The 21,549-nt window shown below is 59.8% G+C and carries 15 protein-coding genes; 1 reads left to right on the top strand and 14 read right to left on the bottom strand.

What is annotated here, in order from left to right; all coding sequences use genetic code 11:
* Nucleotides 1-557: 557 nt before the first annotated feature.
* The 6 genes from F0184_RS19430 to F0184_RS19455 form a co-directional block, all read right to left on the bottom strand.
* Nucleotides 558-2,027 (bottom strand): AAA family ATPase, encoded by a 1,470-nt coding sequence (locus F0184_RS19430; RefSeq protein ID WP_206668386.1) that lies wholly within the window; start codon nt 2,025-2,027, stop codon nt 558-560.
* Entirely contained in the window at nt 2,020-2,631 is a 612-nt protein-coding gene (locus F0184_RS19435) for a bifunctional DNA primase/polymerase (protein WP_244299374.1), read from the bottom strand. Before F0184_RS19435 ends, F0184_RS19430 begins: the two co-directional genes overlap by 8 nt.
* Nucleotides 2,631-2,996: a transmembrane 9 family protein gene (locus F0184_RS19440; RefSeq protein WP_150497819.1), complete on the bottom strand. Its 366-nt coding sequence runs from the start codon at nt 2,994-2,996 to the stop codon at nt 2,631-2,633. Before F0184_RS19440 ends, F0184_RS19435 begins: the two co-directional genes overlap by 1 nt.
* Entirely contained in the window at nt 2,993-3,187 is a 195-nt protein-coding gene (locus F0184_RS21145; RefSeq protein ID WP_150497820.1) for a helix-turn-helix transcriptional regulator, read from the bottom strand. Before F0184_RS21145 ends, F0184_RS19440 begins: the two co-directional genes overlap by 4 nt.
* Before the next feature lie 77 nt (nt 3,188-3,264).
* Nucleotides 3,265-3,876, bottom strand: coding sequence for a hypothetical protein (locus tag F0184_RS19450; RefSeq protein WP_150497821.1), 612 nt, complete (start codon nt 3,874-3,876; stop codon nt 3,265-3,267).
* Nucleotides 3,876-5,126: a tyrosine-type recombinase/integrase gene (locus F0184_RS19455; RefSeq protein WP_425299515.1), complete on the bottom strand. Its 1,251-nt coding sequence runs from the start codon at nt 5,124-5,126 to the stop codon at nt 3,876-3,878. The genes F0184_RS19450 and F0184_RS19455 overlap by 1 nt, the downstream gene beginning before the upstream one ends.
* Before the next feature lie 569 nt (nt 5,127-5,695).
* Here F0184_RS19455 and F0184_RS19465 point away from each other — a divergent pair.
* Complete coding sequence (locus tag F0184_RS19465; protein ID WP_150497823.1) at nt 5,696-5,881, top strand: hypothetical protein; 186 nt, start codon at nt 5,696-5,698, stop codon at nt 5,879-5,881.
* 23 nt (nt 5,882-5,904) lie between these two features.
* On the opposite strand, the gene F0184_RS19470 is transcribed toward F0184_RS19465, so the two are convergent.
* From F0184_RS19470 to F0184_RS19505, 8 genes are all read right to left on the bottom strand, one after another.
* Complete coding sequence (locus F0184_RS19470) at nt 5,905-6,663, bottom strand: HNH endonuclease (protein ID WP_150497824.1); 759 nt, start codon at nt 6,661-6,663, stop codon at nt 5,905-5,907.
* The gene (locus F0184_RS19475) at nt 6,660-10,616 is read right to left on the bottom strand and encodes an Eco57I restriction-modification methylase domain-containing protein (protein ID WP_150497825.1); all 3,957 of its coding nucleotides are present in this window, start codon (nt 10,614-10,616) and stop codon (nt 6,660-6,662) included. Before F0184_RS19475 ends, F0184_RS19470 begins: the two co-directional genes overlap by 4 nt.
* Before the next feature lie 2 nt (nt 10,617-10,618).
* A complete protein-coding gene (locus F0184_RS19480) occupies nt 10,619-13,384 on the bottom strand; it encodes a DEAD/DEAH box helicase (RefSeq protein WP_150497826.1) in 2,766 nt (921 codons plus the stop codon).
* Nucleotides 13,385-13,386: 2 nt separating this feature from the next.
* A complete protein-coding gene (locus F0184_RS19485) occupies nt 13,387-18,567 on the bottom strand; it encodes a DEAD/DEAH box helicase (RefSeq protein WP_150497827.1) in 5,181 nt (1,726 codons plus the stop codon).
* The gene (locus F0184_RS19490) at nt 18,564-18,974 is read right to left on the bottom strand and encodes a BrxR family transcriptional regulator (protein WP_208998573.1); all 411 of its coding nucleotides are present in this window, start codon (nt 18,972-18,974) and stop codon (nt 18,564-18,566) included. The genes F0184_RS19485 and F0184_RS19490 overlap by 4 nt, the downstream gene beginning before the upstream one ends.
* Before the next feature lie 80 nt (nt 18,975-19,054).
* Complete coding sequence (locus F0184_RS19495) at nt 19,055-19,414, bottom strand: hypothetical protein (RefSeq protein WP_244299365.1); 360 nt, start codon at nt 19,412-19,414, stop codon at nt 19,055-19,057.
* Between the two features lie 38 nt (nt 19,415-19,452).
* Complete coding sequence (locus tag F0184_RS19500) at nt 19,453-20,778, bottom strand: recombinase family protein (RefSeq protein WP_150497829.1); 1,326 nt, start codon at nt 20,776-20,778, stop codon at nt 19,453-19,455.
* On the bottom strand, nt 20,775-21,230 hold the full coding sequence (locus tag F0184_RS19505) for a DUF2924 domain-containing protein (protein WP_150497830.1): 456 nt from the start codon (nt 21,228-21,230) through the stop codon (nt 20,775-20,777). The genes F0184_RS19500 and F0184_RS19505 overlap by 4 nt, the downstream gene beginning before the upstream one ends.
* Between the last annotated feature and the right edge of the window lie 319 nt (nt 21,231-21,549).

Below are 21,549 nucleotides of genomic sequence, written 5' to 3' on the forward strand. Positions count from 1 at the left end.
CGGCTCCTTTTTGCTTCTTACCTCGCGCGCGGGCGTGAAAAAACTGTGTTAGCGTTTAATCGCTTCTCCCCGCGCCGTTCCCTAAACCTTTCATTCTAAAGAATTGACCACCCCCCCCAGGTCTGAAACCTTTTTTCGGACGGTTTATGAAAGCACTGCTCCCCGCGCCGATCCTCCGGCTTTGCCGCCAGAGTTTACGTACCCCCTACCGGCCATTCAGGAGCGCGAAAGGAAGTGTCCCCACACCGGTCCCCCCGTGTAATAATATTGCGCGGCATTGGGACCAGATGCATGCCATCTACTTTTTGTGTGCTTTGCGCCTTGGTAATCTGGCGCAACTTGCGCCAGTTTAGCCCCAGTCCACGCCCCTTGCGCCTGCCATGGCTTAGGGGGGGAACCCCCGCCCCCCAGGCGGGGGGTTCACCTCCCTATAGGGTTATAGGGAGATGTGACAGAAGGGAGATGAAGGGGAGATGAAGGGGTTTTGGGGTGGAGATGAAGGGGAGGTGAAGGGGAGATGAAGGAGGGGATTTTAGGAGATGAAGGGGAGATGAAGGTCAATCCTTCACCTCCTCCTCCTCCTCAACAGGTCGCGCCAGATAGGAGACGCGGCGCGATGGCGAGCCGTGCTCCCTGGTGACGATATCGCCTCGCGCAAGCAATGCCTCCATGGCGTTCCTAAAAGCCCGCTTGCTGATGCCCTCACAATCGGGATGGCTGGCGAATACGCTTGGTGCGTAGGAACCCCCGCTTTTTGCGTTTACCGTCCGCCCTTGCTCGCGCATCAGATCCAGCAACTTCAAGAACACGCGTTCCGCCTTTGCTGTTTGTGCGAACTTTTCCATGCCCGTGGGCTCTGCCTCAGCGACGAACCGGCCCGCCTCCCATTGCAGGGATATCTGCCCGCCAGTGCTGCCGTAATTCGCCTTTTTCACACTGAGCGTCCGTGCTTTTGTGTTCGGTTCGTATCCGTCAACGATCAACCGTTGCAGATACAGCCTGGACCGGACAGAGTTGTTCCAGGCCGTCGATCCGGATTCGCCGGTTCCGCTGTTCCGCCCGGTAAGCGACGGGTGGGAAAGCAGCACAACCGCACATTGATGCTTGAGCGCCAGCCCCCGCAAGATGCCCACGAACTGCCTAACCTTGGCACGGTCGTTTTCATTGCTCGGATACAAATCCGCGCATGTGTCCAGGACAATCAATCCCGGCGCATCTTCCACCGCCCGCTGATCAAGCTCATGGAACAAGGCGGATTGCACCAGGCTATACTTGTCTTCCAGCGCAAGAAGCGCATCCTCGCCCGCAAGGGACCGAATGGTCAGCTTTTCCAACTGGTCATAGGCAAGCATCTCGGCCGTCAGAATGTCATCAAGGCGCCGGTGCAGTTCGCCCTCGTCATCCTCGGCCGACATGAATATGGCTGGCCCTTGCTTCACCGCGTGCCCAAGCCACCTTGTGCCCGTGGCCGCTGCTACCGCCATTTGCAGGGACAGCAGGCTCTTGCCGGTGCCGCCATCGCCTGAGAACAACGTGACAGTGTTTTGAGGGACAAGGCCCTTCACCAGCCATTCCCGATCGGGAACCGGCCTTCCTGCAAGATCCGCGGCGCTGAAGAATTTGCTCTGCCGTGGTTCTGGCCGTTCTTGCCGCTCCTGCCGCCCGCCATGGCTGGCGTACTCTGGACGTTCTTGCGGGTGCTGCGGATCTCTCAGCCCCGCTTCCAGCCCGCTTTTGATCGTGGCCCGGACCGCGCTCAATCCATCGTCATGAAGCAAGCCACAATCGCTTGCCGCTTGTTCAAGCGCCTCTTCGACTTCCGACCTTGTCAGATAGCCCGCCGCTATCTTGTGCCCCAACTTGACCGCCGCAATGTTGAGCGCGTCATTCCGCCCGCCGCTCAGGGTTTTGGCCACGGTCTCGCATTCGCTTCGCAATGCCTTTTGTGCCCACTTCCGCCCGCGCTGCGTTTCCTCCAGCCGGATCAAATTTTCAGAATAAAACGGCACGTCCCCCAAATCATCCATGGGACACCTCCCACGCATAATCAGGCCCGGTGAAGAACGGCCGGGAAGGGGGGAGAACAACATATCCGCCATCCCCTCGGACATCGACGCCCTTCGCCAATACCCCAACACTGTTCTTGACCGGCTTACCGGTGTGTCGCATGAAAAAGTGTAGCCCTCCGCTCGGGGTTCGGCTGACAACATGGGTCAATGCAAAAGGGTCGATTCCCACCGCCCTCAGATTGGCAAGCCCGTCCACCCCGTTCTTGCGATCGACGTCCAAAACAATGAGTTGGCTTACCGCGCCGGTTGGCATTCCAATCATGGCAAGCGGCCATTGCGTCCACCAAGCCCGGATCTGGTCCGGGTCAGTGGTCGCGCCCTTGAAGCCGTTTTTTAGGTAAGGCCGCTTGTCGGACCGGCACGGAAAGACCGGCTTTCCATGGCTGGCGGTATAGAGCGCCATCGCAAGCAATTCCTGGCTGAAAGCTTGGATTTTTGCTTGATCAATCGCGCCGTTTTGGATATCGTTTTCTGGTGTAAAGATACCAACATCGCCCCAATGATTTTGGTTGATCAGAAGGCCGGAGTTCGCCGCTCCGGCCTTTTCTGTTTCCTGATTCATCACGCGGCCCCGCTTTTCCGCGCGCGCTCGGCAAATCTCCGAGACCGCAGCGCATGGGTCCGGCCCTCAAGCATTTTCTTGAAAGACGCAGTCGGTTCATTCGAAAGAAGCCGGTCCGCATCGTCCCAAGCGCTTTCCATCAAGGCGTCATGATAGGCGCCCGCGCCTTCCTGGGTTCCAACGTGCAACTTAATTGCGATTTCACGGTAGGTGACAGCCGGAACAGCCGCAAGCTCGGCGATAAGGCTTTGATACAGCAGGATTTCGTGCTCTGGCGGTATAAAGTAATCGTTGTGCACGAGATCCCACCCGGCTTCGATCCGCTTAACATCGGCATGAATTTCGGTCGGTGTGCGAAGGCTCATTGCGCGCCCCCCCGGCAAGCCTTCCGGCTTTCAATCCAAGCGTTGATCTCTTGCTCGGACCAGCCGTTAGCGCGTGCGCCGATCTTGAAAGGCGTCGGGAAGTCGCCCGCCGTCATGTAATTGTAAATTGAAGACTTTTTGAGGCCGGTGCGCTTTACCACGTCCGGCAGTCTGAGAACTGTCTCTTGCATTTCCAAACCTCACATTTTGCTTTGTGATGATTTGGAAGGTATTGGCCGCCCGAAGTTATCTCATGGACACTTACGGCCTAAAATTCCTCGTTTCTGTCCACGTTGTGAAAATCGCGCCAAACCCGAATAGTTGAACCGGCATTCCAGCCTAAGTCATGTAAATCAATGATTGCTTGCACAAAATTACTAAAAGCCGAAGCTTCATTAACATAATAAGAAATCTCTCTATTGCCGTGTTGCTCCCAAAAACATTTGCAATGATCAACTAAAGAAACTTTTTTATTGTGATCGTTTGAATATTTCTTTCCAGAAATGGTCTTTGATTGTTTAATTTTGACTTCGATTTGATCCAATATACATTCCCGTTTTTCATGAATATTTAGCTGTTCAAAGCCGGTTAGCTCATGAACTATTTCCATCAACCGAAGTTGGAAATTATTACTCGGCGGCCTAAACCCCAATGGAATGCGGGAATATTCCACGCAAAGGTCCCGCGCCAGCCGCCTTATGGTTTCCAACCGGACCAACTCACTGTTTTCGGGATGCCCGCCTTTGGTCCGCAGGACTGAAACCGGCATTGACACATTGTGCCAAGGTAGCGCCAACAGGTAAGCGGAAACTTCGATATTCCCGCGATACTGAGGGAAAAACTCTCGAATGATTTCGGTCGCTTGTGCGTCTTTTGACATTATGCGCGCCCTTTCAAGAACCGGCTCCACTGTTCCAGCAAGTCCCGCCGCCGCTGCAACAGATCGCTCCGCCGATATGCCCGCTCCACATCGGAACCGACCCGGTGTGCAAGCGCCATTTCCGCAAGCACATGGTCAATTCCGTTCTCGGCGCACCAGTCGCGGAAGGTAGAACGCAATCCATGCGGAACCGCTGGCCGCTTGGTTTTTGGATCAAGCCAACCTGTCCGGCCTTCCTTCACGGCCGTTTCCTGCATCCGGCGCATGACTGCCGAAATTGTCATATCCGAAAGCTGGCCGCCCATCGGGGCAAAGAAGACATAGTCCGTGCCCTTCATCCGTGGCAGGCGTTCCAATATCCTCTGTGCGGCTTTCGAAAGCGGAACCCGGTGTTCGCTGCTGGACTTCATCCGAATAGCCGGGATGGTCCAGATTGGCCCGCCATCCGCCTCCCAGTCCACTTCTTGCCACGTCATGCCGCGCACTTCGCCGGACCGGCTTGCGCAAAGCGTCAGGAATTGCAGGGCTTGCGCGGCCATGCCGTCCCGGCTTTGCAAGTTTTCGAACCAGTCAGCGGCTTCTTTGATCGGAACGGCCGGGAAGTTTCCGGCCTTCGCCACCTTGCCGGGTTTTGGGAGAACCGCGTCAAGATTGCCCTTCCATCGTGCCGGGTTTTCGCCCGTTCGGTATCCCGCCACAGTGGCCCAACTGAGAACGGATTCAATGCGCCCCCGCAACCGGCTGGCCGTCTCCGTTTTCGTGGTCCAGATCGGCTCTAGCACTTTCACGATATCCGGCAGGGTGATCGCTTGCGCCTGCATCTTGCCAATGATCGGAGACGCATACGTGTCCAGCGTCGAGCGCCACTGTTTCAAATGCTTTTCATTGCGGAACTCGGCTTCCTTCTTTTCAAGGTATCGCTCTACCGCTTGCGAGAAGGTCAGAACGCGCCTGTCCCGTTGCTTGGCCGCTATCGGATCGTGGCCAGCCCGAATAAGCCGCTTGTTCTCGTTTGCCGCTTCCCGCGCATCGGCTAGCGAAATAGTCGGAAAACTGCCCAAGCCGATTTCTCGCCGCCTGCCATCAATCGTGGTTCGCTGTATCCAGAACCGGCCGCCGCCAGGATCGACGCGCAAGAAAAGGCCGGTGCCGGTGTTGTCGTGGTACTTTCCAGGCGTCTTCACGGACCGGACAAAAGCCGCTGAAAGCCTTTTCGGATTCGAACTTCCTTCCCCCAATCTTTCCCCCAAAAAAACGCGGAATAAGCCGTTTCAGTTTGGAAGAAAATGGACGCTAATGGGGAATAAGTCAAATATAATCAGATAATTAAATGGACGTATTTGGAATACGTTAAACGCTATTATGGCGGACACCCCCACCGCCACTTGCCCTCGCGAAAGCTTTCTCCCGATCCGGCTGCGGCCGGATTTTTCCGTTGTTTTCGAGGGTTATGCGGGAGGGGCTGAGCACTGGGCTCTGCGCCAGGTGGTCCAGAAGGGGTCTCTCAGGGGTGATATTCTCCGGACCTCATGACTGCGCGGATTTGGTGAATTTCTCATAAGCCCATGTAAATAATAAAAAAATACAAGGCTCTGAAATTGCTTGGATCGGGGTCGCGTTTGCGTCTCTTGCGACCGGGTTCGGAAGTTCTCACGCCATGGCCCGTTCCAGTCTCTGCTTCTGATGCTCCCAGTCGGACATCACCGTGTCGAGTAGCTCGAAGAAGTCAGTGCCATGATGAGGGACCTAGACGGAGAACTGCCTTGACAATACCGACTACAACGATCAGAGCGCATTCGACAACGTGAATGACCATTTCATGGCGCGGGTCGACGGCACTTATCTCTTCGGCGCGCATGTTTCCGAGGCGACGGCGCTCTGGCTGCAGACGCTGGTGTCGCTGCTCACCGCCGGCGACACCGTGGAGCTGCAAGGCAACTTCCGCGCCGCGGACGGCTATTTCGCAGCCGACCAAACGTCCTTCTGGGGCGCCAAGATTGGATAGCTTCGCCGGGCGAGTCCGCACGCTTACTGTTCAGCCTTGAATAGGTGAGAGCGGTGCCACGCAAGGCGAGCACGGTGCTTCTCGGTCAACGCGATCGGCTGCTGCCAGCGAAGTTCCGAGCGGGCGTGCTCGCCAAGGGCGGGAGAGAAAATCGGCTGGCCGACGTCGTCGAAGCTTACGAGCCCACGGTCGAACGCGGCGTCCCAGAGTGCCGAGAGAAGCAATCCGTTGTGAACATCGAGGCGTTCGGCGTCACTTTCGCAGTCCTTCCAGGGAATGATGTGCGACGCGCGAAGAAGGGGCTCATCCGAGATTCCCGTCAGTGGACAGCGGCCCTGCCAATACTCGAGCAGGCCCGAGCGGAAGATGTCTTGGCCGATGCGCTGGACGACAAGCCGTTCGGCTTCGGTCGTTTTCGGCAGATCCTTGACCTTCGTCTCGAACTCCTGAAGCGGGGCATCGGGCAGGCTTGCCGCCAGCTGGTAGATGCGCGGCAACACGGCATAGACCTGGCCGAGCGTCTCGAAGGCGTAGCGGGCAAGACCTGGTCCCGCTATGTCCACGACAGGTATATCGAGCTCTTCGACGACGCCCGTGTGGTCGAGGGCGAGAAACCAAGGGCCCTGTGCGCTTGCCGCGGCGAGATGGATTGTGCCGGGCACCGTTGTCGAGCTGAAGCCGGCCCATCCCTCGCGTTCCTCCCGCTTGCGGCGGAAGCCGTTCTGGAACGCGGCCTTCCCGCATTCCTCACGGACTACAAAGGATTGGGGTGCCTCGATCATTGCTGCGCGAACTCACCAGCAGACGCGGGATGACATAGGCTTGGATCTGCCGGCGGCGGCGACAGAGTCGTCTGGTACACGGTAGCTGATGCCCTCGCCTCCGCCATTGCGTCGTAAGCCGTTAGGACCAGCCGCTTTGTGCGGAACTCGCCATGGTCGCGCTCTTCGTATTTTCGCAGCACTGTAAATGAATCGAGGACCCAATCCGCTTGTTCTCTATTCAGCCCATAGAGATGGAACATCGCTGCATCGATTTCGGCTTGAATCAGAGATCTGCGCTCCGTGTTCCAAAAAAACGGTGGGTGCGTGCGACCAAGGTCTTCGCAGAGCGCGTAAAGCTCATCGTTCGTATAGAATAACTCAAGCGCGCGTGGCAGAAGCCAGTCACTCGCCGTCTCACCGAGCCAAGTAACTGGTTCGCTCAGCGATTCCTTGCTCAACACAGCAGCCTGCTCCATGACGAAAAACGTCATAGCATTCGTCTTCTGGCGAACTGCGTAATCAGCAACCAAGCTGCTCAATACCGTGGCAAGGATAACCCGTTCGGCTGGTGAATGATCACAGATCATCAAGGGTGCTTTGTGTCCCGCCGCGCTCCTAGGGATGATTGTTCCGACCAAGCTTCGTTCCGAAGGCCCAAGGTCTCTCCAGGTGAAAAACCACCTGTGCGACGCTTCTTCCGATAGAGCCGCCTCCGTCAAGGAAGCGTCGATCCAGTACCTCGGCTGGATTTGATAGAGGGGATCCGCGTGCTGCTCGTTCGCAACCCTGGGGAGAACGCCCTTATTCGCCTGCTTCTCGGTCTGATCTTCATAGGTTCCGTACCGATGGTCGAAATGCCAGAACATCTTGCCCTCATAGAGAGGGTAGACTTGGCGACCGTCCCGCAGCACCGCGAGCGCGGCCCGACGTTCTTTGATCTGCGGTGCGATGTCCTCGTGGTCTATGAAATGGCCCGAGTCATTTGCCATATCAAACATTCGCCGAAACCGGACATTCCAATCGTTCCGCAGAACCGTGTTGTCCTGCTTTTCGACAAGAATCGGTGCCGCTGTATGGATTGTGGCGGTCACCTTTGCGTCCCGCGTCCAACGAAAAGCCGGAAGGTTTAGAGTGTTTGGGTTGATCGCTCTGATTTCGTCTACGGTCAACGAATAGCGTTTTGCTGGATCAGAAATCTCTGCCGGTTGCCTTATGTGCGCAGTGAACCAGGGTTGTTCTATCCTAACTGCTCGGCCTGCCATGGTAAGCAGTCCGAATTTCACCTTATTGGTGATGTGCGGGAATATCAGATCCTCGTTCTCAAAACCAAAGAAAGCAACCAGAGACTTAGTGCCAAGTAGCTCAGCCAGAAAAGCACGGTAAGTGAAGCCGCTGACTAATCCGGTGGGTATGATGAGTCCGGCGTATCCAGTAGGCTGCGTCAACTGCCAGAAGTGGTCGGTGAAAACCGCATAGGTGTTCACGTCTCCAACGCCGCCTCGCGGGAAGCGCCCGGACTCTCGCATGAAATGGCTTTCAGTCGCTGCGGTTCTCAGCGCATCCTGCCATTCCCTAGCCAGGCGCGGGTTGGTGTCGTTCAGCTGTTCGATCAGCTTCTTGCGAGCAGCAGCGTTCTTCGCGGTTGCGATTTCTGCGTCCCGAAGCGCGAAGAATTCCTGCTCCTGTAATTTCACACGCTCCCATGGTGGATTGCCGAGCACTACGTTGAAGCCGCCGCGCTGAATGATGTCCGGAAACTCAAGCGGCCAATGGAAGGCCCGGGCTTCGCGCGCAACTTTGGGGGCATCGACCATCGCGTTCCGAATCTTGCCCTGATTGAGAGCCATCCAGATCTCTTCGGTCGTCGGGACAGTCCGTTCGGATGGACCTGTTGGGGCGTGGCCAGTCTTGGGCAGCAGGAATGCTGCAATGAAAAGGTCGCAAGCCGCCTTTGCCCGGACAAAGTCCTGCTTATTGCGAAGCTCTTTGAAGCGCGCAGCTTTGGCGCCGATTTCGTCCAGCGTGTCTTCGGGCAATTCGCGGAAGCCGGAGAAGTCGACAGCGAACGGCTTGGTCTCTGGCAGTTTGTTGAGCCCGGTCCCGAAGTCGAACCCGCCCTGTCCGGCTTTCGCCGCGGCGTTGATCTTCCTGTAGATGCTGGCAATGTCCTTGTCGTCGCCTGTCAGCGGCTTGTAGGCGGTATCGGGAATGCCTTCTTCCAGAACCTTCAGGTCGAAAACCCCCAGCAGCGCGTCGCCACAGCGGATCTGCGCGTCGAAGAAACCGAGGGGCAGGCCCGGGTCCACCGTCTCGATCCAGAGCGCTACCTTGGTTAGCTCCACCGCCATTGGGTTGCGGTCTACCCCGTGGATGCAGCAGCGCGCGACATCGCGCAGCGCATGGCGGAAGTCTGCGAGCGCGGGCGTGCCCTCGGCCCGGATACGCGCGAGCCGCGTAGCGATGCGGCGAGCGGCGGCCAGTAAGAAGTGGCCGGACCCGCAGGCGGGGTCGATGACCGAGAGCTTCAGCAGCGCCTTGGCGGGGTCGTCCGCCTCGGCCTCGGTCTTGTCGAGCACGGGGTCGAGTGCCGTGTCGAGCAGCGCCTGAACGAGGCTGTCGGGCGTGTAGTAGGAGCCGGTAGTCTTGCGCTGGTTGCCCTTCTGCTCGGACGCTTCGGAGGCGAAGACGAGCGTCTTGCCGTCGTCGCCCAGCTGCGGCTGGAGTTCGAGAAGGGACTCGTAGACCGAGCCCAGTTCCTCGGTCTCCATCGCACGCCAGTTGACGGGGACCATTCCTGTCTTGTCGGCGAGCCAGGACAGCCGATAGAGCGCCTCCATAATGGCGCGGTTGCGCAGGCGGGCGGTTTCGAGGTGGGGCAGCCTGTCCTCGGCGAAGAGGCCGCCAAGCGCCGGGAGGGCGAGCGCCTCCTGCCCGTGGGCGAGCGCGCGGAAGACGATCTTGATGCCCTCGTAGCGGTCGTGGTGCTTGTCCCAGGTGGCAGCGCGGTAGCACTGCTTGCGCAGCGCCGCGAGGCTGTAGCCTTCGGCATAGAGCGTGCGGGCCTCCGCCTTCGACTTCGCCGGGTGGAGGAGGTTCCTATCCTCGGCCACCATCAGGAAGATCAGCCGGTAGACGAGGCGGAGGAGTTCGTTGAACCAGTTGGTGAGGTTCACCTCACCGGATTTCAGCTTGGCTGCGAGCTCGGGGTTGGCCTCGAGAAAGCCCGAGCCCAGCACTTTGAGCGCGGTCTGGACCTGGTCGGCCAGCCGGTCTCGTGCGGCCTCGCCCTCGCGGGAGCCAGCCTCGCGCCACCGCTCGAGCGGGCAGTCGGTGGCCGGGGTGTCGGTGGCGCCGAAACGGGACCGGTGGATCAGCAGCCACAGCGCGGCGAAGGACGCGATGTCCTCGGTCGAGAAAATCTGTGCGAGGTCGACTTCGATGTAGGCCGGGCGCGTCAGGGACGCGTTGTCCCGCAGGAGGCGAAGGTGGGTGCCATTGGTGACGATACCCCATAGCGCTTCTTCAGTGTCGTTCAGGTAGTCCTGAAGCGCGAAGGCGGGCGAGCGGGAACGGTCGACGGAAAGGGTCGGGCTGCGGCGGTCAAGCGTCTCGCTAGGCGGCACGACGACCACTGGAACCCGTCCGCTGGCAATCATGGCAAGTGGCGCGGCGGCCGGCGCAAGGTCGTGAAAGCCGAAGGTCTCCTTGAAGAACGCGGCAACGAAACGGCGGGTCGCGTCCTGCGAGGGGGCCTCGATCTTCGCGAAGGCATCGAAATGAGATTGGCCGACCCGGAATGCCGTCGAGATTTCCTCGCGGATCGTGAGACCCTTGCGGACGGCGTAGTCCTCCGGCGCCTGTTCCGGAGCGTCCCGCTGGTCAATCCTGGCGATCATCGCGGGCGCGATCAGGTTGCCCTCAAGGCTGAGCGAGGGCCACGCGGACATGTCGGAGATCGGTTTGCGCGCCATGATCACACCTCGCCCGGCATGAGGACGAACAAGCCGATCACGTCGGGCGGCAGGACTGCTTCGACGCTGACGCGGGAGATGGATCCGGCTGCGGCACGCAGACGAGCGTGATCCTCGACGAGTTCCGCGGCCCGCTGCTTGACGAAGTCCGCCAAGGGTCCAGCGAGGAGGTCGGGCAGGTCCGCCTTGGCGGCATTGATCATCCGATCTCGTGCGATCGCCGCGAGGTCGGCAGTGGCTGGCGTGCTGAGCATGTTGCGAACGTCTTCGCCGGTCGCCACGACGCCCTTGCCTTGGAGGGCAACCAGCGCTGCTTCCTCGGCCAGAAGCAGCCGCTCTTTTCTGGCGTGGATCGTGAGCTTGTACCGGACACGCACGAGGGCAACGCGCGTCATCGCCGAGACCGCTGTTGTCGGCCACGCACCGACACGGCCGATGCCGAGGTCCGGAAGCGCCTCCTGATCCAACGACGCCTCGACAAGGCTCTCGGCGAGCGATGCCGTCAGCGGATGGGTTCTCGTTAGGAGCGACGTTCCAGAGGGAGCAGGCTCTGAGGTGGCGAGCCGGACGGACTTCTCGAGGCCGCGCTGTTCAAGCTTCTCCTTCAGGGTCTGCTGGAGCGCGTGAACGTGAGCGACGATGACGTTCCGCTTTTTCTCTAGCGGCACACCGAAGCGCGACATTGCGCGCTCGACGAAAAGCTTAGTGTCCTCGGGCGAGCCAAGCAGGCTTCTGACCTTGTCCCACTCTGGCGCCACCTCTGCGGGCTTCATCGCGTTTTGGGCGAACCTGGCACGCGATTTCTTCTCGTTCTCGCTGGCATCGCGCCAACGCGCTTCCATCACCTTGGTGCCATCCTCCAGGCGAAGGTCGAGAGTTAGCTGCTTGTGCCCGCCACGGCGGAGCATCATCGCGGACATCAAGGCGTCTGTGACTGGCCCGCGCTCGTCGGGCAGCGGAACCGTCACGCCGGTTGCCTTCCGGATTTCCTCGGCTTTCCGCAGGATCACATCGAGGACGGCACCATCGATGGCGCTGTCCGGCGAGAACATCATGATCGAGCGAACCAGCTCGGCCGGCTGGCCGAAGCGGTCCACCCGTCCCTCACGCTGTTGATGCCGGGTCGGATTCCACGAGAGATCGTAGTGTACGACCGTGTCGAAAAGCTGCTGCAGGTTGATGCCTTCCGAGAGGCAGTCGGTCGCCACCAGGATTCTCTGCACACCTTCTTTCGCATCCTCCAGCGCCATCTCGGCAACACGATCGCGGCGTTCGTCCGGGGTCAGCTCTCCAGTTACCGACTCGATGATCAGCTTTGGGAAAGCTCTCCGCAGGCCTGACTTCACGTGTTCGGCGGTGGCCAAGTACCGGCAGAAGACGACCGGGTTGGCACCGCTCTTGATCAGCGGCTTGAGCGCACCGACGAGGGCATCGAGTTTTGGATCTTTCGCTTCAAGGAGGCCGCTCGCCTGATCGATGAGAGCACGGAGCGCGGGATCATCCGAGAAAGCCATACTCGGCTCGATGTCCACGGCATCTTCGTCGTCGCCGTCTTCGTCATAGATCTGCGGTTCGAGACGGTCTGCTTCGTTGGCAGCACGATTTCTCAAGGCACTCAGCGCGGCAGCCGGCGATGAGCCGACGCAGCGCATGAGAGCGAGGGTGCCCCAAAATGCGAGGCGCTGATCCCTCTTCTGCTCCCCAGCCTTCGAGACTACCGAGAAGCAATAGTCCAGGACCGCTTCCTGGAATGCCAGGTGCTCGGGCGATAGACGGTACGCATGTTCGGTGGTTTCGTGTTTCGGGAATGATCTGTCCTCGTGCCAATCCCCCTCGACGAGGTCCACTCGACGCCGCTGTACAAAATGCCTTGCAAGGCGCTCGCGGTATCTCGCGCTGTCGAAGTCGAGCGTGCCGAAGTCCTGGTCGATCAGTGATAGCAGTCGTGCAAATGCTTCTTCGTCGCCTGAATGCGGCGTGGCGGTCAGCATGATTATCCGCCGCTCCGTGTCCCTCGCGAGTCCCTGAAGCAATTCAAATCGCTGCTGCTTGCCCTTGTGGGTGCCGACACAAGCATGGGCTTCATCAACGATCACGAAGTCGGGACAGGCCCGCGCGAACCCCTCCCGGCGCTTCTCGGCCTTGATGTAGTCAAGGCTCACGACCGTGTAGGGATAGGCGTCAAAGAGGGTCTGTGCGAGCGGTAGATTGCGTTCGAGGCGTGCCGCGGTACCGGAAGTCACGGCGACTGCGTCGATTCCGAAGCGATCCTTGAGCTCGATGATCCACTGATCCACGAGGTGGGGCGGGCAAAGAACCGAGAATGCATCGACTTCGCCACGGTCCATGAACTCCCGCAATATCAAGCCCGCTTCGATGGTCTTGCCGATACCGACATCATCCGCGATCAGCAGACGTGGCACTTGGAGCCTGAGCGCCATGAGAAGCGGCACAAGCTGATACGTCCGCGGCTCGAAGGCGAGTTGCGCGGCAGATCGGAATGGCCCGGCACCGCGGCGAAGTGTGAGACGTAGCGCATCTGCCAGAAGTGCTGCCTTCGCCTGGACGGTGCTCCGGGCATCCTCGGGCAGATCAAAGCGCGCGGCTTCGACCGATGAGATTTCTAGCGAGGGGTCCAGAACGACGACGTCGTTCTCGTTTCCTGACAGCGGGCGAAGCGCAAGAACGCCTTGGCGCGGCGCTGGGAGAGTTACCCATTCGCGGCCACGGGCGCGCACCAGATCGCCAGGTGAGAAACTCAGCACCATGCTTACCCCTTCAAGAGATCAAGTAGTTTCTGTGGCACGCCGGCTTCAGACGAGGCCGGAAGCTCCAATAGCTCCCACCCCTTGTTGGCCGCATCACTGGCCACACCAGAGGAAATCGGCTGGGTGGTGGCGGCCACAAAGTGCCCCCGCCATGCGAACTCCGCTTCCGTGCCAGCAAAGCTGAGGCCATTGGTGTCGATCTGCGGGAGACCAGCAGCCTCAAACGCCTTCAGCCACGGTGACGACGCGCCGTCTGGCGCGGCCCGCCGCTCAAGGACCGTGCGACCGCGCGCAAGGTCAACCAATAGCTGGGTAACCTCCTCGCTGCCGCGGTCAATCTGCTCATGGTCCGGCTGGTTGAAGTACGACAACAGGCAGCGGTAGCACCCTCTGACGCAGGCATCGTCTGCCTTCTCGGTCAGCAGGCTTGCGTCTCCGGTTGCGACCGCCGCGTCGATGTTTTCGAAGTGCATGAGCCCAAGTGCTGTCCGAGCGACCTCGCTGATCGCTTCTGGATTATCCATCAGGCGCGTAAGAACACCGGCCCCTCCCTCCGTGGCTTCGTAGGCAAGGATGGCGCGGCGGTTATCGCGAGCTGGAAGCGGCTCACTTAGAATTTCGCCTTCTTCAAGCTGGTAGACGACCTCAATCCCACGCAAGAGCGCATGCTGAACGGTGGTGATCGTGCTTGGGTCAAAGTTTTCCGGCTTCTTGAAGCGGAACAGAAGCGCGTTCTTGCGGTCCCTGACGATCGGCACGATCCGCACTGGCTTGACTACATCGGGCGGAGTGTCGGTCTCCGCATCCTCGTCCTCAGATTTTGCCCAGTAGCCTGTTCGGGGATCGATGTTGAAACCGAAAACCGTCTGGTCCTTTCGGCGCTTCAGACCCTTGTTCAGCCGACTAATCTCGGCGCTGTTGGCGTATTGCAGTGCGAGTAGAGAAGTCTCGCCGCATTTGAATTCCGCGTTCGTGACCTGTAACTGGTCGTCTTTCTTCGGCCACGAAAAAACGGTCTGGATGTCGAAGCCCTGTCGCACGCGCTCTTCATCGTTCGCGGTGATGCGTTCAGTGGGGGCGGCTTCCACATTGTCGATGCGGAGGGTGCGCTTGATTGGCACCTCTCCGGCCATATGTGCGTCGCAGCCATGGCAGCGCTCTACCTCTCCTTCGTGACTCGCTCCGCAGTTGGCGCAAATGTAGATGTCTTTGGTCGCGAGTTCCGATCCGTCGCCCTCGCGAACCTCGGGAGGGAGTTTTGCCTTCATCACCCGGTAGGCGCGACCTTCGTGGTAGATTAGGCTTCGCGGTCCAAATTCCGATATCGCAAGAAAGCGCGCGCGAGAGAGGAACGAGCCGGTCTTTCCCTCGCCTGGAACGAAGGCGTAGAGCGGCAGGCGTGGGAAATTGTAGCCGGGAAGGAAGCCCTCCGTCGCGAGGTAGCGATACGAATAGAAGTCTGATCCGTTCGATGCTTTGCCTTGCTCGAGGATCGCAATCTGGTCGCTAGCCTGCATCTGTGCCGCCTTGATCTTGCGGCGGTCGACAGCCGAGAGCCCTGTTATCTCTGACCGGGCATTGGCTTCGGCCAGCTGAGTGCGAGCAGAATTGTAGAGCTCGCGCCACCGGTCAAACGCTCGATCGAACTCCTTGGGAGCGTTCATTGCCACGTGAAGCACAAACTCTTCCGGATCCTCCATCCAGACAGGTAAGGCACCTTGGTCAGCAGCCAGAATTTGTTCGAGTACTCTTTGCATCGGCGCCCGCGCGCGGGAGACAAGATCGGATTTGGAAATAGTGGCTAGGATCTCTTCCTTCAGCGGATAGCGGTCGCCGCCAAGGTCGAGGATATCCGGGATGTCTGGTTTGAGGGCGAGGCGGCTCTCAGCAAGCCAAACCGCATGCAGGTGCGAACGCACCAGCTCTTCGTTCGTAATGTCCAAAGCAGGCGGCCGCACGACGCCCGCCACCATGTCATTGCGACGCTCGAAGAAGTACTGGTCGTGTGGAGAGCCCGATGCGCAGTACGTCACCACAACCGCTGCCTGGCCAGACCGGCCCGAGCGGCCAGCGCGCTGCGCGTAATTAGCGGGCGTCGGCGGGACGTTCCTTAGATAGACCGCATTGAGTGCTGAGATATCGACCCCAAGCTCCATGGTCGGCGAGCAGAACAGGGCTGGAAGGAACTGGTCGGATTCCCCGGTGGTCTTGATTTCGGTCCGATACTCCGAAGTGCTGAGGTTTTCGAGATCGTCGTCTTCGAACCTGAACCGCCACTCGCGCCATTCACGCTGCCTTTGGGAAACCTGCGCGGTGTGCTCGCGCCCCTCCAGCCCCCAATAAGCGCTGTGACCCGATACCAGATCGTCCGCAATCGATGCGTACAGATCGTGGAAGTATCGGTTTCCCCGCTGGCTCTCGTCGGAGAGCGTGGGTCCAGGGACAAGGCGGACGGCAGAGGGTGTCAGCCGCCAGCCTACGAGATCAGCGTCGAGCTCAACCGGGACGATCAAGCCCTCATCGGCGAATAGCTCAAGCAGGCGCGAGAAGAACTCTAGGTAGTCGTCCCGCCCAAGCTTTGCACCTAGCACGCTTTTCTTGTTGATAAGCCGAGCTATGCGCGAGTTGTGGCCAGCGCGTAGGAGCGTTTGTTCCTCCCGAAGTCCCACGGCGTGCTTGCCAGGCGCGCGCAGAAGCAGCGACGACCGCCCGCGCGGGTTCTCCTTGGCATCTATCGCCCACGGAGCGCGCAACAGCGACCGCGATTTCTGCGCGACGCCGTCCAGGACAGTCAGGTCCAAGGCCTCCGTGTTGACAGCAAGGCCTTCCAGCATTGCGCCCAGCACGGTCTCTAGCAGGATGGCTCTCTGCTCTTCGGATTGATCGCCGAGCTCGGGCAAGACTGTCATCAGCCTTTCTCGGTCTGCTGCCATGTCGGCGACGCCGACGAAGTCAACATCGAGAAGCTTCAGAACGGAGAGGCTGGGGTTGGTGTAGCGCCAACCCCTTCGGAGATCAGTCCACACTCGATGAGCGAGAACCTTTGCGAGTGCGCGCTGGGCGTCTTCCCGAATGACGGCGCCAGCCGAAGGATCGAGCATCCAGTGGGCGCGCGCCTCCTTGTTTGCAGACGTGAAACCAAGCGCCTTGACGACGCTCAGACCGAACTCATCCTCGGTCAGCCCATCGGAGCCTGCGGCCATTATCGCCCGCAGAATGGCCCCACGCAGCAGGCTCACGAACAGAAAATCGTTGAAGTGGCCGGACTGGAGCGCCGCGTCTTGCCGATTGTCCGTAAACCCCAGCAGCTTGCGCTTTGTCTTTGGAACGCCGCTCGTCGGCTTGTTCATCCACTCGAGAGCACTGGCCACCAGAAGGGTCGTCGCGGAACTCCTCCCTTCGCCAGAGAGGCCCGCGAGCTTACTGCGCTCACGCATCCCCTGGTTGGGCTCGTCCTTGCAGCAGAGGCAGAATGCAAATTTCCCGGGGATGAACCAGAACGCTCTCCCACCGGCGCCATGCCGGCCTTCTGGCGTCACGACGTAAGAGATGGGCGCGCGCTTCTTGCGATAGGACCGCAGCCGTTCGATGCCATTCCGCTCTTCGAGCCAGCTCTCCGGGTAGCCGTTCAAGTCGCCATCGAATGCGAAATCAGGATCGTTGTCTGGAGCCGGGCATAGATATCCCGCCACATCATCGGCGTCTTCGGTTTCTAGCGGCGTATCGTCGATATTGCGGGGGAGAAACCTGATGTGGCCATCATCATCGTTCTTGGTGACGACGTGGTATTCGTGTCCGCAATTTCTGCAAAAGCGTGTTGGGTAAAGCCGGTTGCCCGGAGCATCGGGATCCTCGAGCTGACCCTCGAACAGGACGGTACGCGGCTTGTCCGTAAGCGTGGTGAAGATCTCGCCAGCGCCGGAGATGAACCTGTGCAATTTAAATGCGAGAAACGCTCCGTCCCCCGTCCCGCCGCGCTGATCTTCGGGAAGGCTTACCAGCGTCAGGAAGCCTTCTAGCTGCGTCCGACACCGTTCCACGTCGACTCCACTGTCGTCGGCCAATCGTCTGACAGCGTCCTCGAAGGGGACGGGCTTCTTTCGTTTCAGCTCCAGCCCGTCATCGAGTCCGAGCGCAAGCTCCGCCCATACTGCGAGCGGATGCTTCCTGAGCTGCTGATCGTCCAGTTTCGTCGGCAGAGACTGTCGCACCACATCAGCGATTGCGGCCGTTGCCTGCGCAAGACTGATGGTGTCGTCAGTAGCCCGTTGCAGGGATTCATCTATTACGGCATCTGGGCCGATCTCTGAGCCGAAAAGCCTGGTCGCAACTTTGGCCACGGCGACCGCTCGGCTTTCTTCGGTGCCTTCTGACGCCATCGTCGCCGATGTGCCTATGCAGATCGGAGCCTTGTCAGGGGAGCAGCGGTCGCGAAGCCGCCGAACGAGCACCGCCACATCTGCGCCTTGGCGCCCTCTGTAGGTGTGCAGTTCGTCGAGGATGATGAATTCAAGACCGGTCGCGTTCTTGACCACTTGAGCATCCAGGTCGTCTTGGCGAGTCAGCAGGAGCTCCGCCATCATGTAGTTCGTGAGCAGGATATCTGGCGGATTGGCCGCGATCCGTTGACGTTCCTCTTGGCTTTCTTGTCCCGTGTAGCGTTTGACAACTGGCTTGAGGGCGTCCGGAAGCCCTGACTGTCCGATGAATTTCTCGATTTCCTTCATCTGGCTGTTCGCCAGAGCATTCATTGGATAGACGATGATCGCGCGGGTTGTTCTAGGCTTGCCGGCGCGCAGAGCTCGAATGATGGAATCGACCACCGGCACGAAGAAGCATAGCGATTTGCCTGAGCCCGTACCTGTGGTGACCACATAGCTTTTCCCAGACTTCGCCTTGGCAATCGACTCCGCTTGGTGTCTGTGAAACCGCAGAGGTGTTTCGCCGAAGCGGAACACTCTTCCGGTCCCCTCGTCCAAATCGCCGGACATGACGAGATCGTCTACAGTGGGACCTGAGAGGTACCGCGGGTTCAACGACAGGAGCGCGTCCGGCCAAAATCGTCCAGCATCATACTGCGCGTCAATTTCTGTACGAAGATCTTCGGCACGAATGGCGCTGAAAGAACGCGAGAAACGCTCGTAGGACCCGATCAGGTGATGGTCAAAATCGAAGGCCTTCATAACTGATCCTTGAAGCTACTTGCTGCCTCGCCGTGGGCAAAGATGGCCTTGCGGTTCAGAAGCACAATCTGCTGGTCTTGCGGCGCCCTTGCCGCCGGGTCCGTGTCGAGGCCAAGCCTTTTCAGCGCGTAATAGAGAAGTGCGCGCCTGACCTTGATCTTCGCCTTGCCGCTTCGCATGCCGTAGTCGAGTGCAATGACCTTTGCTTGCGTATCCAAGAGGTCGGGGTGAGGGGCGACCTCCAGCGTGACCTCGGATTGCCAATCGTTATTGTCGTCGGACGACGTGTCGCTCTCCCGTGATCCTGGGATCTTGAGCAATTGAGAAAGCAGGAAGTCCTTGAAGCACTCGTCCGTAAAATAGAACGCTCGGCTGTGCCTGCGGATTTTTGAAGTTCCCGTCGACATCAAACCCTTTAGAAAATGCGCCTTAAAAATACCCAACCAGAAACTTGACAGTAAAACTTATTAGATGAGGGACGTCGTCATTACAATACGAGATTGCACACTTTCAGCTTGTTGATTTGATTTTTCCACTCCAAGGGAAATGGCTCTAACAGCCTTGCTAATGTTAAGTCCGTCCCGTGCTTCCCGTCCAGGATCGCCTCGACGATGTCGGGCGCGAGCAGGGTCAGACGCAGGACGCGGGTCATGTAGGACGGCGCGATCCCCTCGCGCGCGGCCAGTTCGGCGATGGTGCTGAACTCCCCCGATTCCAGCATGCGCTTCCAGCGGAACGCGCGTGCCAGTGCCTTCATCAGCGTGCTATCCGTTCGACGCGGCTGCATGGCTCTTTCTGGAAGCTGCATCTCCTTCCGCCCGCGGCGCTTCACGATGTTGAACGGCACGTGGAGCGTCACGGTGTCTGGGATTGGAGTCCCTCGGGTCATGCGGCAGCCTCGATTCCGCCGGCCAGCATCTCGCGTGCGAGGCTGCCGAGGCCATCGACGCGCAGGCGCACGTTAAGCCCGTCCATGCCGATATCGACACGTTCGACCAGCAGCGTGACGATGCGCGCCTGCTCGGCGGGGAAGAGTTCGTCCCACAGCGGGTCAAGTTGCTGCAGGGCCGCGCGGGCGTCGGCCTCGGTGATATCGCCGGCGTGAACGCGTGCCGCCTTCCACGTCCCCGCAACGATCTCCGGCTGGCGGAACACGGCGCGGAGCTGGTCAATGACGGCCGCCTCGATCTCGCCCCCAGGCACGCGGCCGACCGGACACGAACCAGCACCATGCTTCAACACGGTCTGACTGACATAGTAGCGATAGAGCTTGTCGCCCTTCCGCGTATGGGTCGGCGAGAACGCCGCGCCATCGGGCCCGAACAGCAGCCCCTTCAGCAGCGCCGGCGTCTCTGCTCGGGTGCGCGCGGCGCGCTTCCGAGGGCTTTCCTGCAGGATGGCGTGAACCCGGTCCCATGTCGCGCGGTCGATGATGGCGTCGTGCTCGCCGGGATAGCTTTGGCCCTTGTGGACCGCTTCGCCGATGTAGGCGCGGTTGCTGAGCATCCGATAGATGTATTTCTTGTCGATCCGGTTGCCGCGCGGTGTGCGGATGCCGCGTTTCGCGACCTCGCGCGCCAGTTCCGTGCCCGAGCCTACACGCAAGAACCGCTCGAAGATCCAGCGAACGTGCTCGGCGGTTTCTTCGTCGATCACCAACTTCCGGTTCAGGGCGCGGTAGCCGTAGGGTGGCACCCCGCCCATCCACATGCCCTTGCGCCGAGAGGCCGCGACCTTGTCGCGAATGCGCTCGGCCGTCACCTCCCGCTCGAACTGGGCGAAGGAGAGCAGGATGTTCAGCGTCAGTCGCCCCATCGACGTGGTGGTGTTGAACGACTGCGTGACCGAGACGAAGGTCACCCCGTTCCGGTCGAATACCTCGACCAGCTTGGCGAAGTCGGCCAGCGAGCGGCTGAGGCGGTCGATCTTGTAGACCACGACCACGTCGACCAGCCCGTCCTCGATGTCTTCAAGCAGCCGCTTCAGTCCGGGCCGTTCAAGCGTGCCGCCCGAGATGCCGCCATCTTCATACTGATCGCGGACCAGCACCCAGCCCTCGGAGCGCTGGCTTGCGATGAAAGCCTCGCAGGCCTCCCGCTGGGCGTGGAGCGAGTTGAATTCCTGTTCCAGCCCTTCCTCGGAGGATTTTCGGGTATAGACGGCACACCGTAACTTGCGGACGACCTTCGATTTTTCCAGCGGCTTCGTCATCTCCGCCGCCTGTGGTTCTTCAGACCGAAGAAGGTCCAGCCGTTCCAACGCGTGCCGGTGATGGCCCGCGCGATGGCGGACAGTGACTTGTAGGGCCGCCCCTGCCATTCGAAGCCGTCGGCTGTGACGGTGACGACCTGTTCGACGCCCTGCCATTCGCGCAGAAGGCGCGTGCCGGTGATCGGGCGGTCACGGTCGGCGCGCATGCCACGCTTCTTCCTGTCGCCACCGTCCAGTTCCTCGCCGAGCCGTTCGAGGCGCCGGATCGTCTCGGGCTTCAGCCCACCATAGGCCAGCTCCTGGATACGATAGGCCAGCCGGCTCTCCAGGTAGCGTCGGTTGAACGGCGGCGGCTCGCTGTCGAACAGGTCGCGCCACTGCTTTTTCAGGTCAGGCGTCGACGTGGTCTTGAGCGCGGCGAGGCGCGCGGGGATGGGATCGTGGGTCGTCATGCGGTTCTCCGGTCAGTTGGAGTTGCATGACGGCATTGGTCGGGCGGAGAGTGTAGGCAACGTTCTCCAGTATCGTCAGATACTTCGCCCATCTCCCGCATCCGCAACCGAACCAGCCCAAGCGCCAGCAGGCCACACAGTTCGGTGCGGCGCTCGCTGGGCGTCAGAAGCTTTGGCGACAAGGCGTTCGGGCGTTTCATGGGCACGGGTCTCCTGGGATACACCCATGCCTCTACTCACGCCGCATGCAAACCGTCCCACTTCCGTTTAGGTGGATGATATCAAAGATATAGACTCTGGGTTGTTGTTGGCTGTAAGC

This window comes from Roseibium aquae (genome assembly GCF_008711285.1).
GTDB classification, from domain to species: domain Bacteria; phylum Pseudomonadota; class Alphaproteobacteria; order Rhizobiales; family Stappiaceae; genus Roseibium; species Roseibium aquae.